The following is an 11,835-nucleotide window of genomic DNA, read 5'->3' on the forward strand; positions in this document are numbered from 1 at the left end:
GGTCCGGCAAGACCGCCCCTGACGTTCCAGCAGCCCACTACACTCCCGGCGATGCCTGTGACCAGGCAAGATAGCGAAACGCTGCTGGAGTACTAATCCGGGGCCTCATCGGACTGCTGGACGGAGCTGGTGAACAGCAGCGAAGCCCACGCGATGTCATGGCCGGATCTGGAACAGGCACTGCTGCAGGCTGGCACCCCGCGCCGAGCCGGAACGGCTCGCAACGGGCGGCTGGTGGGGGCCTTCGGGCGAGTGGCTGAATTGCCACGATCTGGAAGCAACTCCCCGAAGGCCCCGTCCGTTATCGTCCCGGCGTTGGCCCAGCAGGAGTCCCAGTCGCCGTCTACGTTCGTCCAGTGCCCGTAGACCTTCGCGAAGTCCTCCCTCGTACCGCAGGAGACGCGGTCGATCGCGGAGGCCTGCGGTACGGAGACGGCGGCGAGCGAGACCGCCGCTGCGGTGGCGGTCAGGGCGGACAGTGCCACCCGCTTGAGTACCCTCCCCGTCCCGCCCACGCCGCGGCCCGGCCCCTTCAGGCCCGGAACTGACCGCCTCCGAACAGCGCACTTTCTTCGCCGACATGCGCCGGACGCCGTCGACCACACGGTCCGATGGCCCCCCGTCAGCGGCTCCTTCCCCGGTTGTGGGTTCCCGTGGATCGCGGTGAGGGGGTGGGGGTTCGTGTGACGAGGAGGGCGATGTCGTCGGTGTGGTCGCTGCCCATGCCGGCGAGGAGTTCGTCGCAGAACGTGTCGGGGTCTTCGCGGGCGAGGGCGGCGGCGTGCTGTCGTAGGCGGGTCAGGCCGTGTTGGAGGTCTTCGCCGCGGCGTTCGATGAGCCCGTCGGTGTACATGAGCACGGTGGAGCGGGCGGGCAGGGTTTCCGTGGCGTGATGGCGCGGGAGGGTGGGGTCGACGCCGAGCAGGAGGCCGCGGCCGCCTTTGAGGTAGCGGGTGTCGCCTTCATGGGTGACCAGCAGGGGCGGTGGGTGCCCGGCGCTGGAGTAGGTGATCGTCCACCCTCCCCGGTCGTCCTCGTCGAGGAGGGCGTACAGACAGGTGGCCGTGGCTTGCGGATAGAGGGCGTCGTGCGCAAGATCGAGGCGGTGCAGGACTTGCCCCGGCGGCTCCTGGCGGTCGCAGCCGATCCCGCGGAGCATGTTGCGCAGCTGGCTCATGGTGATCGCGGCGCGCAGGTCATGCCCGGTGACGTCCCCCATGATCATGGTGGTGCTGCCGTCGGGCAGGAGGAAGCTGTCGTACCAGTCGCCGCCGACTTCTGCGGTCGTGGCGGCGGGTGCGTAGCGCGCGGCCATCCGCAGCGGACCGGTCTGGGGAAGGGTGGGCAGCAGGGAGCGCTGGAGGCGTTCGGCGATGTGCTGGGTCTCGCGGTGCAGCCGGGCGTTGTCCACGCCCAGGGCGATGCGGTGGGTCAGGTCCTCCACCATGGCGAGGTCGTCGTGGGTGAGTGGGTTGCGGTCGGCGGAGCGGGCGATGGTCAGGGCGCCGAGGACTTGCCGGCGGGCGCGTACGGGGGCGACCACGGCGGTGTGGGTGCCGAGCTGGTCGAACAGTTCGAGCTGACGGGCGTGCAACGGGTCGGCAGCCTTGTCGGGGCTGGGGATGTCGGCTTCGGTCACCAGCAGGGGGCCTGCGCCGGCGAGCGCGCGTGCGAGTGGGCCGACCGGTTCTTCGGGGACGTCGGGCAGCAGGCCGGTCAGACCGCCGACCGGCAGTATGTTCGGATTGCGGTGGACGACGCTGATCCTGCGGGGTCGGCCGTCGTCGTCGAGCAGGTCGACCGCACACCAGTCGGCCAGTTGCGGCACCAGGATGCGGCACACCCGGCGGACGGCAGCATAGGAATCGAGCGTGCTGGTCATGGCGGTGGTGGTCTCCGCCAGGAGTGTCAGCCGGTCCAGGGCCCGCTGAACCACCTGGTCCACCTCGAAATCGTCCATCCCCCCTTCCTTCCCTCCAGGCCCGCGACGAAGGGCCCGAGACGGCTGCGGCTTCCCCCGACGCCCCTGACGGTTTCCTCCACGGGGACCACACGGGGGCTACGCCGGCCACGGCTTGCGCCGGCCCTGCACGGCGATCTCGGGCCACTGGCCCGGCACCCCGGTTCGACCAGCAGCCGGCCGCTGCCGTCTGTCCGAGACCGAGCGGAATGCCGGGCGGCTCCCCGAGGGCGCCGGGCCGTCACCGTCACAAAGTGCTGTAGGTGCAGGAGCCCAGGGTCAACTTGCCTGCGCTGTCTTCGCTGATGGTGCCGCAGGTCGCTCTCACGTTGTACCAGAGGAGGATGCGGGGCTGGCCGAGGGGTTCGGGGGTCAGAACGCCGAGGACGTCGAAGTCGAAGGTGTATGGGCTTCCACTGTTGGTGTAGCCGGGACACGCACTGCGACTCGTCATGACAGTGGGGGCGGGAGGCAGCCCGGCAGCGAGGGTCAACGTGTTACCACTCGAGCAGTGCACGCTGGTTGCCGCACTGGCCTCGGGAGCCGCGACAGCGACAGCGGAGGCGGCCACGAGAGCGCAGACACCTGAGGCGGCCGCCTTGCGTAGAGCCTTCGTGATCATCAGTACTCCGTCCTTCGGGATTGTTGCACCGAACCCGAGATCCTCCTGTACACGTCAAAAATTCACCAGGTGACGCCCTCCGAATACGACAAAGTCATTACGGCGCGCACCGGAGGCCCGACGGCCGGACGCAGCCCTAGGGCGCGCCATGCGGCAGCCGGCCGGTGCGCGCGGCGCGGCCCCGGCCGGCTGGGAAGCCGGCCGGGGCCGCGGACGGGCACGTGGTCGTGGAGGGCGGTCGCCTACGCGGCGAAAGGCACTGCAGGGCTTCAGCCGGACGATCGTCCCTGCAGGCGATAGGTGAGGCCCGGGGACACTGTCCCCTCCACAACCACGCCCTGCACAACACGGGCCGCCCGGCAGATGTTCCCGCCTCCTCCAACATCACCCGCCGGAGTGCCGAACCGCGCGCCGAGACGCGCGGCCGGCGTCGTCGCGCCGGTCGAGCTGGGCCCCGGGCGGACGTCCAGCCTCCGCAATCGGGTGTCAGGTGCTCACCGGCGGCCAGGAGGCTGCACGGTCGGCGGCCAGGACCTCGATGGTCTCGGGTTCCAGGCCGGTCGGCGATGGCCCGCAGAGCAGGCATCTTGACGGCACTCGGGATGGCCGGCGGTGACGGCGGCCCGGTTTGCCGCCCGTGCCCGCGGTCAAGCCACCGTCCTCCGGCCGTCTACCGGAGCGGGCGTCCGGATACGGCGCCGTCGGGGTCGTCGAGGAGGGCGATGCGGGTGGTGATGCGTTTGCCGGCCGTCGCGCGTTGTACGTCGAAGTGCTGGACGACGGCCATGACGATCTCCAGGCCGTGCTGCCCGATACGGCCGGCGTCCGCGGCCCGGGCGACGGGCAGGTGCGGGCTGGAGTCCCACACCACGACCTCGACCATGTCGCCGAGGATCCGCAGATCCAGCAGCACCGGTCCCGGAGCGTACTTGCGGACGTTGGTGACCAGCTCGCTGACCACCAGCCGGGTCAGCTCGACGGCGCGCTCGGAGACGGGCAGGCCGTGCTCGGCCTGGACGCGGGTGAGGAAGCCGGCGGCCAGGTCGCGGGCCCGGGCGATGTCGCCGCCGCCCCCGGCCAGGGCGACCGAGGTCTGCGGAGACCGCTCGTAGGGGGCGATGTCGTCTTCGCCCACGGGCACGGTCTCCATGGTGGCCGCCTTCACTGTCCGTTCATCCCGCATCCGTTTACCCCGTCACGACCAGCTGACGCCTGATCCGCCCGCATCGGTTGCGTCACACCGGGGCATCACCCGGAAAAAGCAGGGCGGTGATCCGGAGGGGAATCCGGTTGTGCCAGGATCACCGACATGGCTGAGAGACACGTGGCGGACGACAAGAACACCGGGCGGACGGCCGGGCTGTCAGTCGTGGCCGCCACCGCCCCCGACGGCACCCATGTGCTGACCGTGGCCGGGGAGATCGACCACCACACCGGCGACACCCTCCGCCAGGCCCTGAACGTCGCCGGCACCCCCCACGTCGTGCTGGACCTGCACCAGGTCCCGTTCATGGACTCCAGCGGCATCAACATCCTCATCGCCGCCCACCGCACCCTGAGCGGGGCCGGCGGCTGGCTGCGCCTGGCCAGCCCGGCAGACCCGGTGAAGCGCGTCCTGCAACTCGTCGGGGTCGACACCGTCATCGACTGCCACGACACCCTCGACCACGCCCTCGGCAACTGAGCAGCCGCCGCTCCCGACCAGACCGTCCCGTCGCATGCCACCGAGCACAGTCCCGAGCTGCAAAAAGCCAGGGACGGGTGACCCCACAGGGCGAACCCTGGCCTCAGCGCCCTCCACGGACTTGCCCGGGCGCGCCAGGCGGTCCGGCTTTCACTTCTCTGCGGAAGCGGAATCCTCTTCGGTTCGGTGCTCCGGCGGTGGGGGGAACAAGCGGTTCTCGAAGAGGTCCAGGGCAAACATCATCAGTGCCAGTGTCACCGGCACCAACAGGGCAAGGGCGATCACGATGCCTCCTGACCGAGTGGTGGGAAAGCGTCGCCGCTGCACAGAAGCAGAGCTCCAGCATGGGCCGAACGGGGGAACCTCGCATCTGCGGCACCGGGCACGCCCGGAGCCTTGTGCGGGGCCGTGAGAGGCGTGGGTCACGCCAGTGCGGCCGCCGACGCGAGGAGCCCGGCGCGAACGAGATCGGGCTCGCGGGTGAACACCTCGGCCCAGCAGTAGGCGCCCGGGGTGGCCGTCGCCTCGAAGCCCTCGTGGACGCCCGCCTGTCACACCCCGCACACGACCCCGCCGAGCGCCCGGGCCAGGCACATCGTGGCGAGGTCGGCGACCCGCATCGGCTCCATCGGCACCTCGCCGCCGTTCTGCCGGATCCGCCGCGCGGTGGCCGCGGCGTCCGGCGAGGCGAAGTACAGCCGGGACCGGCCCTCCTGGGCGGGCGCGGGCGGGACGATGGCCGCGACGGCCCGGCCGCCCGCGTACGCCTGCGTGCGGTCGCCGTACTCCGGCGACGACTCGCCGAACGTCCGAACGTCCAGCCGAGGACCTCGCCGTAGAATCTCTCGGCTCCCTCGACGTCACCGAACATCGCGTCGGCCCAGCAGCGCGTTCCCTCGGGGGACACCGCCATGGTCGACGCCCTCTCGCTCGGCCGGACCGTCCCGCCACCTCACGCTAGCCAGCCCGGGCGCGGGCCGCGCGCCGCATCCGGACCGCCGTAAACCCGGCCGCCCTGGGGCGCGGAGGCGCGACACCGGCGTGCGCTCCCCGCGCCCTCCGTCGGACACCCTCATCGCGGTGTTTACGCGACGCGGTGATCGAAACCGCCCCCTTCACGCTGTACCCGGAGATCACACGCCCTGTTTGGCTGGTCCGAGCGCACCCGCACCGTGCGCACCGCCGACCGTTCCACACCACCCCCGTCCGCCTCTCCGCAGGAGGGAACGTGTCCACTCCGGACATCGCCACCGGTTCCGCAGTCCACGAACCGGAATCCGGACCCCCGGCAGACGCCGCGCTCACCAGCCTGAGCACCCGGGCGGCCCGTCAGCTCGCCACGACCACCAAGTCCGAACCGCAGATGCAGGCCATCAGCTCGCGCTGGCTGCTGAAGACCCTGCCGTGGGTGGACGTCCGGGGCGGCACCTACCGGGTCAACCGGCGCCGGCAACTGCGCACCGGCCGCGGCCGGGTGCACTTCGAGCAGAACGGTGCCGACGACGTCCGGGTGGTCCCGGAGACGCTGACCGAGCTGCCCGTCCTGCGCGGTTACAACGACGTCGACGTGCTGCGGGAACTCGCCTCCCGCTTCCGGCAGCGGGAGGTGCGCCCGGGCCAGGTGCTGTTCGAGGCGGGGCAGCCGGTCACCGAGGCGTACCTGGTGGCGCACGGGCGCTTCACCCGCTACGCCGTCGGGAAGTACGGCGAGGAGGAGGTCGTCGGCGTCGTCACGGGCGGGGACCAGCTCGGCGACGAGGCGGTCGGCCAGTCCGATCCGCTGTGGCTGACCTCCGTCCGGGCGGAGACCGCCGGGGTGCTGCTGGCGCTGCCCTGGGAGACCGTGCGGGAGTTCACCGACCGGGTGCCCTCCCTGGCGGCCCACCTCGCGGCCTACACCGAACGGCAGGGCCGGCCGGTGAACCGCAGGGGCGAGGCGGAGCTGCCCCTCCAGGCGGGCCACGTGGGCGAGCCCACCCTGCCCGGCGGCTTCGTCGACTACGAGTTCGCCCCGCGCGAGTACGAGCTCTCCCTCACCCAGACCGTGCTGCGGGTGCACACCCGGGTGGCCGACCTCTACAACGAGCCGATGGACCAGACCGCCCAGCAGCTCCGGCTGACCGTCGAGGAGATCCGCGAGCGGCAGGAGTGGGAGCTGGTCAACAACCGGGAGTTCGGGCTGCTGCACAACGTCGACTACGGCCAGCGGATCAGCACCTTCACCGGACCGCCGACCCCGGACGACATGGACGAGCTGCTGGCGATGCGGCGCGGTACGAAGGTCTTCCTCGCCCACCCCAAGGCGATCGCGGCCTTCTTCCGGCAGTGCAACAAGCGGGGCCTGGTGCCCGGCACCGCGAGCGTCGGCGGCCACGAGGTACCCGCCTGGCGGGGCGTGCCGATCTACCCGTGCGGCAAGATCCCGGTCACCGGGAACAACACCAGCAGCATCATCGCGCTGCGCACCGGGGAGGCCGACCAGGGCGTGATCGGGCTCTACCGGACCGGCATCCCCGAGGAGCACCAGCCGGGGCTGAACGTCCGCTTCATGGGCATCGACGGCGCCTCGATCGTCAAGTACCTGGTCACGGCCTACTACTCGCTGGCCATCCTGGTGCCCGACGCGGCGGGGATCCTGGAGAACGTCCAGCTCGGCCGGACCGCCGAGTGACGGCCGGGCACGTCATGAGCGCACCGACCCCCGCCTACCGGCTGCCCGGACCGCCCGACGTGGCCGGGAGCCTGCGCAGGGACCGGCGCACCGGGACGATCCCCGGGCTGCGCCACCGCCCGGCCGCACCCGCCGACCCTGCGAAGGCCGCGGAGGTCGACCGCCGGCTGGAGACCTGGGCCCGGGGCCTCGACCTGTTCCCCGAGGCCTGGAAGGGGGACTTCTCCGGCTTCCGGTTCGGCCGGGCCGTCGTCCTCCAGCACCCCGGCGCCCTCGATCTGGAGCGCCTGACCGTCGCGGGGAAACTGCTGCTCGCCGAGAACGTCGTCGACTCCTGCTACTGCGAGGAGGACGAGGGCCGGGGCGGTGCGCGCAGCGGTCTGGGCGGCCGGCTGATCCTGGCCCAGTCGGCGATCGACGCCTACCACGGCATCCCGGAACTGGAGGAGGAGTGGCGCCAGGGCGTACGCGCCGACGGCCCGCTGCGCTCGTACCACTTCGCCCTGGCCGACTACGCCGCGTTCGCCACCCCGAGCCAGACCGGCCGGTTCGTGCACGACATCGCCCGGCTGCACCTGGGCTACCTGGCCGAGGCCGCCTGGGCCGAGACCCGGCACACGCCGCGGGTGTGGGAGTACCTGGTGATGCGGCAGTTCAACAACTTCCGGCCCTGTCTGTCGATCGTCGACGCGGTGGACGGCTACGAACTGCCCGAGCAGGTCTACGCCCGGCCGGAGATCCAGCGGATCACGGCCCTGGCCTGCAACGCGACGACCGTCGTCAACGACCTCTACTCCTTCACCAAGGAGCTGGCCAGCGACCCCACCCACCTCAACCTGCCGCAGGTGGTCGCCGCCAACGACCGCTGCGGCCTCAAGACCGCCTACCTGAGGTCCGTCGAGATCCACAACCGGATCATGGAGGCGTTCGAGGAGGAGTCCGCCCTCCTGGCCGGCACCTCCCCCCTCGTGGAGCGCTACGCCCGGGGGCTCGCCGCCTGGGTGTCCGGCAACCACGAGTGGCACGCCACCAACACCCACCGCTACCACCTGCCCGACTACTGGTGACCGCAGCACCGCCCAGGAACGACACACCGTCACCCGCGCAAGGAGGAGTCACCGTTGACGACCGTGCCCGCCGCCCGTACCGCCACCGTTTCCGTACCGGCCCAGTCCACCTACCAGAACCGCGTGGCCGACTACTGGAACGCCGAGGAGAACCCGGTCAACCTCGAACTCGGCAGGATCGACGACCTCTACCACCACCACTACGGGGTAGGGGCGGCCGACCGGTCGGTGCTCGACGAACCGGACGGCGCACGGCGCCGCGAGCGCGTCACGGCCGAACTGCACCGGCTGGAGCACGCCCAGGCCGAACTGCTCGCCTCGCACCTGGGACCGCTCTCCCCCGCCGACCGGGTCTTCGACGCCGGCTGCGGCCGCGGTGGCGGCAGCGTCGTGGCGCACCTGCGGTACGGCTGCCACGCCGACGGCGTCACCCTCTCCACGAAGCAGGCGGACTTCGCCAACGAGCAGGCCCGCGCACGGGGCATCGACGACAAGGTCCGCTACCACCACCGCAACATGCTCGACACCGGGTTCGAGACCGGGGCGTACGCGGCGTCCTGGAACAACGAGTCCACCATGTACGTCGAGCTGGACCTGCTGTTCGCCGAGCACGCCCGGCTGCTGCGCCGGGGCGGGCGCTACGTGGTGATCACCGGCTGCTACAACGACACCTACGGGCGCGCCTCCCGCGAGGTGTCCCTGATCAACGCGCACTACATCTGCGACATCCACCCTCGCTCGGAGTACTTCCGCGCGATGGCCCGCAACCGGCTGGTGCCGGTCCACGTCGAGGACCTGACCGAGGCGGCCATCCCGTACTGGGACCTGCGCAGGGAGGCGGACCACCTGGTCACGGGCATCGAGGACACGTTCCTGTCCGCGTACCGCAACGGCAGTTTCCAGTACCTGCTCATCGTGGCCGACCGGGTCTGACCCGGCGCGGGCGGCACCGGCCGGGAGCCGGTGCCGTCCCGCTACGCGCCGGCGTACGCCTGTTCCAGCGCGGCGGCGTCCAGCTTGCCCATGCCCAGCATGGCCCGGGTGGCGCGCGCGGCCTTCTCCGGGTCGGGGTCGCCGACCATGTCGACGAACGGGGCGTAGACGACCTGCCACGAGACGCCGTACCGGTCCTTGAGCCAGCCGCAGGAGCCGCCCTCGCCGCCGTCCTCGGTGAGCCTCGTCCAGTAGTGGTCGATCTCCCGCTGGTCGGCGCAGAGGATCTGGAAGGAGACTGCCTCGTTGAACGAGAATTGCGGGCCGCCGTTGAGCGCGACGAACCGCTGGCCGTTTGCCGTGAAGTCCACGGTGAGCACGGAGCCGGCCGACCCGGGCCCGTCCTCGGGCCACCGGACGACGCGCCCGATCCGGGAGTTCTCGAAGACCGACACGTAGAAGTGCGCGGCCTCCTCGGCCCGGCCGTCGAACCAGAGGCACGTGGTGAATCCGTCGGTGGTCATGAACGCCTCCCGGGGCGTGGAGCAGCGGGTGGAACACGGTCGTGGATGTCGACCGGTCCCGGGCGCGAAACTCATCGGTCCGGTCACCTGACCCACCGGACGGCCCAACCCCCGCCCGTTCCGGGTGCGCGCACGGCGGGCGGCCGGCTCCCAGCGGGGAGCCGGCCACTCGCACCGCGGTATCCGCCGGGCGGGTCAGGCGGCCAGGCAGAGCCCCCGGTGGGGGCGGTGCGGCGCGGCGGCGGGCAGGCGCCGTCCGGCCGTCCGCCGGGTCAGCTCGCCGTTCGCCAGCGACAGCAGGTCCCCGAGGCCGAGGCCGAGTGCGCGCGCGGCGGCGGCGAGGACCTCCGAGGACGCCTCCTTGCGGCCCCGTTCGATCTCCGACAGGTAGGGCAGCGAGATGCGGGCCGCGTCGGCCACGTCCTTGAGCGTGCGCTCCTGCGCCCGGCGCTCGCGGCGCAGCACCTCGCCGACCAGATCGCGCCACAGGGGTTCCCTGGGCGCGGATTCGGGTTCCGGGGCCGCCGGCCGGGCGGTCGCGGGCCGCAGGGGGATCACTCGTGCTTCGTCGCTCACCGGGTCGGTCATCCCGTCAGCCTAGGAGCGCGACGGCGGACCCGGGCAGGGCCGCCGCGTTCGCCCTGAGGGAACTCCCCCGGCGCCCCGCCCTCGAACGGCTGTTTTACGCCACCCCGGTGACCTGGACGCATGCGCCACGTCACCGGGGGTACCCGCCGGGTGAACGGTTCTGAACAGAGGTGGCATGACTCGCCGGACGGCGGGTATGCGCGGGAACGCGTCCCGCACGGGGGCGCGGGCAGAGAGGCCGTAGAGGCACACGCCGAACCGCGACTTTGGTGAGAGAGGGCCGAGAGGGAATGGAAACCGCCGCCGGGATCCGGCCGGAAACCGAGGCCGCCGAGCAGACCGAGCAGGGGTGGACGACGGGCGGGGACGCACTGCCCGGCATCGCGGACCCGGCATCCGTCGCCCCTCGCGACGCGCGGGCCCTGTCCCGGCAGTTCTTCCGCCGGCTGGCCGAGCTGGAGGAGGGCACGCACGAGTTCCAGTACGCGCGCAACACGCTCATCGAGATGAACATGTCGCTGGTGCGGTTCGCGGCCGGACGGTTCCGCGGGCGCGGCGACGACATGGAGGACATCGTCCAGACCGGCATGGTCGGCCTGATCAAGGCCATCGACCGGTTCGAGCTGGCGCGCGAGGTCGAGTTCACCTCCTTCGCCCTGCCGTACATCGTCGGGGAGATCAAGCGTTTCTTCCGGGACTCCACCTGGGCCGTGCACGTGCCGCGCCGCCTCCAGGAGCTGCGGGTGGAGCTGGCCAGGGCGCGCGAGGAGCTGTCCAGCCGGCTGGACCGGGACCCGACCGTCGCCGAGCTGGCCACGCTGATGAACCTGACCGAGCACGAGGTGGTCGAGGGCCAGCTCGCCTCCAACGGCTACAACTCCGCCTCCCTGGACGCCGCGCTCACGGGTGACGGCGGCGAGGACGGCGAGGCGGTGCTCGCCGACTTCATCGGAGTGGAGGAGGAGGGGCTGCGGCTCGTCGAGGACTTCCACGCGCTGGCCCCGCTGATGGCGGAGCTGAGCGACCGCGACCGGCAGATCATCCACCTGCGGTTCGTGGAGGAGGCCACCCAGGCGGAGATCGGGGAGCGCCTCGGCTGCTCCCAGATGCACGTCTCCCGGCTGATCAAGCGGATCATCACCCGGCTGCGGCAGGGGATGCTGGGCGAACTCGGCTGCGCCTGATCCGGCGGGCGGTGGGGCCCGGCGCCGTCAGCGGCCCAGGGGGAAGAGCGCCCGCACCCGTTTGCCCACGGGCACGCGCTCCACGGTGACCTCCGCGGCGAGGGCGTGCACGATCTCCAGGCCGTGCCGCCCGACGCGCTCGGGATCCTTCGGGAACCTGCGGGGCAGGGCGGTGCTGCTGTCGTAGACGGACACGGCGACCTCGGTGGCCGTGCCCTCCAGCTCCAGGATGTACGGGCCGCTGCTGTGCCGGTCGGCGTTGGTCACCAGTTCGCTCACCATGAGCAGCAGTTCCCCGTCGGCGCCGCGGTCCGCGGCGGCACACCATTCGGTCCGCAGCTGCTGGAGGAACTCCGCCGCGAAGGCCCGCGCCTCGGCGATGCATCCGGGTGCGCCGGTGTAGTGAGCCGCGCGCCGCAGCGGCTCCACGGGTACGTCGAAACCAGCCGGTATCACTGCCCCGCCCAGGTGCTCGGTCATGCTGTCTCTCTCGGAAGGCCCGGTCCACCGGTCACTGTTGCACCTGTCCTCGTACCCCGGGCCCGGCCCGGCAGTCCACCGAATGCGTTCGCCGAGCGCGCACGGTGACGATACTCACGGGG

At 71.6% G+C, this 11,835-nt stretch carries 12 protein-coding genes and 1 pseudogene; 5 read left to right on the forward strand and 8 right to left on the reverse strand.

The features are described from left to right. Window positions 1-622: 622 nt before the first annotated feature. The 3 genes from ACZ4K2_RS25835 to ACZ4K2_RS25845 all read right to left on the reverse strand — a co-directional run bounded on the left by ACZ4K2_RS25835 (window position 623) and on the right by ACZ4K2_RS25845 (window position 3,732). The gene (locus ACZ4K2_RS25835; protein WP_467476572.1) at window positions 623-1,960 is read right to left on the reverse strand and encodes a PP2C family protein-serine/threonine phosphatase; all 1,338 of its coding nucleotides are present in this window, start codon (window positions 1,958-1,960) and stop codon (window positions 623-625) included. Between the two features lie 247 nt (window positions 1,961-2,207). Continuing rightward, window positions 2,208-2,582 (reverse strand): hypothetical protein, encoded by a 375-nt coding sequence (locus ACZ4K2_RS25840; protein WP_467476571.1) that lies wholly within the window; start codon window positions 2,580-2,582, stop codon window positions 2,208-2,210. Window positions 2,583-3,252: 670 nt separating this feature from the next. Beyond that, on the reverse strand, window positions 3,253-3,732 hold the full coding sequence (locus ACZ4K2_RS25845) for an ATP-binding protein (RefSeq protein ID WP_467476569.1): 480 nt from the start codon (window positions 3,730-3,732) through the stop codon (window positions 3,253-3,255). 159 nt (window positions 3,733-3,891) lie between these two features. Here ACZ4K2_RS25845 and ACZ4K2_RS25850 point away from each other — a divergent pair, with 159 nt between their 5' ends. Next, a complete protein-coding gene (locus ACZ4K2_RS25850; protein ID WP_467476565.1) occupies window positions 3,892-4,266 on the forward strand; it encodes an STAS domain-containing protein in 375 nt (124 codons plus the stop codon). Window positions 4,267-4,416: 150 nt separating this feature from the next. On the opposite strand, the gene ACZ4K2_RS25855 is transcribed toward ACZ4K2_RS25850, so the two are convergent. Both ACZ4K2_RS25855 and ACZ4K2_RS25860 read right to left on the reverse strand, forming a co-directional pair. Continuing rightward, a complete protein-coding gene (locus ACZ4K2_RS25855) occupies window positions 4,417-4,551 on the reverse strand; it encodes a hypothetical protein (protein WP_467476563.1) in 135 nt (44 codons plus the stop codon). Window positions 4,552-4,733: 182 nt separating this feature from the next. Continuing rightward, window positions 4,734-5,179: pseudogene (locus ACZ4K2_RS25860) on the reverse strand (VOC family protein); the annotation flags it as partial. Window positions 5,180-5,494: 315 nt separating this feature from the next. On the opposite strand from ACZ4K2_RS25860, the gene ACZ4K2_RS25865 reads away from it, so the two are divergent. From ACZ4K2_RS25865 to ACZ4K2_RS25875, 3 genes are read left to right on the forward strand one after another with little or no spacing between them, the layout of a single operon-like run. Beyond that, window positions 5,495-6,937, forward strand: a complete 1,443-nt coding sequence (locus tag ACZ4K2_RS25865) for a family 2B encapsulin nanocompartment shell protein (RefSeq protein ID WP_467476561.1) — start codon at window positions 5,495-5,497, stop codon at window positions 6,935-6,937. Window positions 6,938-6,951: 14 nt separating this feature from the next. Continuing rightward, complete coding sequence (locus ACZ4K2_RS25870) at window positions 6,952-8,004, forward strand: family 2 encapsulin nanocompartment cargo protein terpene cyclase (protein ID WP_467476559.1); 1,053 nt, start codon at window positions 6,952-6,954, stop codon at window positions 8,002-8,004. A gap of 54 nt (window positions 8,005-8,058) precedes the next feature. Next, a complete protein-coding gene (locus ACZ4K2_RS25875; RefSeq protein WP_467476556.1) occupies window positions 8,059-8,937 on the forward strand; it encodes a geranyl diphosphate 2-C-methyltransferase in 879 nt (292 codons plus the stop codon). 41 nt (window positions 8,938-8,978) lie between these two features. Here ACZ4K2_RS25875 and ACZ4K2_RS25880 read toward each other — a convergent pair whose 3' ends face one another. Both ACZ4K2_RS25880 and ACZ4K2_RS25885 read right to left on the reverse strand, forming a co-directional pair. Then, window positions 8,979-9,461 (reverse strand): VOC family protein, encoded by a 483-nt coding sequence (locus ACZ4K2_RS25880; RefSeq protein ID WP_467476554.1) that lies wholly within the window; start codon window positions 9,459-9,461, stop codon window positions 8,979-8,981. Between the two features lie 195 nt (window positions 9,462-9,656). Next, on the reverse strand, window positions 9,657-10,049 hold the full coding sequence (locus ACZ4K2_RS25885) for a helix-turn-helix domain-containing protein (protein ID WP_467476552.1): 393 nt from the start codon (window positions 10,047-10,049) through the stop codon (window positions 9,657-9,659). 290 nt (window positions 10,050-10,339) lie between these two features. Between ACZ4K2_RS25885 and ACZ4K2_RS25890 the strand changes: the two genes are divergently transcribed. Next, the gene (locus ACZ4K2_RS25890; protein ID WP_467476549.1) at window positions 10,340-11,233 is read left to right on the forward strand and encodes an RNA polymerase sigma factor SigF; all 894 of its coding nucleotides are present in this window, start codon (window positions 10,340-10,342) and stop codon (window positions 11,231-11,233) included. A 27-nt stretch (window positions 11,234-11,260) separates the two neighbouring features. Here ACZ4K2_RS25890 and ACZ4K2_RS25895 read toward each other — a convergent pair whose 3' ends face one another. After that, window positions 11,261-11,713, reverse strand: coding sequence for an ATP-binding protein (locus ACZ4K2_RS25895; RefSeq protein WP_467476547.1), 453 nt, complete (start codon window positions 11,711-11,713; stop codon window positions 11,261-11,263). Window positions 11,714-11,835: the final 122 nt, after the last annotated feature.

The sequence above is a fragment of the Streptomyces sp. NPDC025833 genome, assembly GCF_055558055.1.

Excerpts from the sequence above, each read along its gene's own strand:
- ACZ4K2_RS25850 (WP_467476565.1), top strand. The coding sequence starts at position 3,892 with ATGGCTGAGAGACACGTGGCGGACGACAAGAACACCGGGCGGACGGCC.
- ACZ4K2_RS25870 (WP_467476559.1), top strand. The coding sequence starts at position 6,952 with ATGAGCGCACCGACCCCCGCCTACCGGCTGCCCGGACCGCCCGACGTG.
- ACZ4K2_RS25880 (WP_467476554.1), bottom strand. The coding sequence starts at position 9,461 with ATGACCACCGACGGATTCACCACGTGCCTCTGGTTCGACGGCCGGGCC.
- ACZ4K2_RS25835 (WP_467476572.1), bottom strand. The coding sequence starts at position 1,960 with ATGGACGATTTCGAGGTGGACCAGGTGGTTCAGCGGGCCCTGGACCGG.
- ACZ4K2_RS25895 (WP_467476547.1), bottom strand. The coding sequence starts at position 11,713 with ATGACCGAGCACCTGGGCGGGGCAGTGATACCGGCTGGTTTCGACGTA.
- ACZ4K2_RS25890 (WP_467476549.1), top strand. The coding sequence starts at position 10,340 with ATGGAAACCGCCGCCGGGATCCGGCCGGAAACCGAGGCCGCCGAGCAG.
- ACZ4K2_RS25885 (WP_467476552.1), bottom strand. The coding sequence starts at position 10,049 with ATGACCGACCCGGTGAGCGACGAAGCACGAGTGATCCCCCTGCGGCCC.
- ACZ4K2_RS25840 (WP_467476571.1), bottom strand. The coding sequence starts at position 2,582 with ATGATCACGAAGGCTCTACGCAAGGCGGCCGCCTCAGGTGTCTGCGCT.
- ACZ4K2_RS25845 (WP_467476569.1), bottom strand. The coding sequence starts at position 3,732 with ATGGAGACCGTGCCCGTGGGCGAAGACGACATCGCCCCCTACGAGCGG.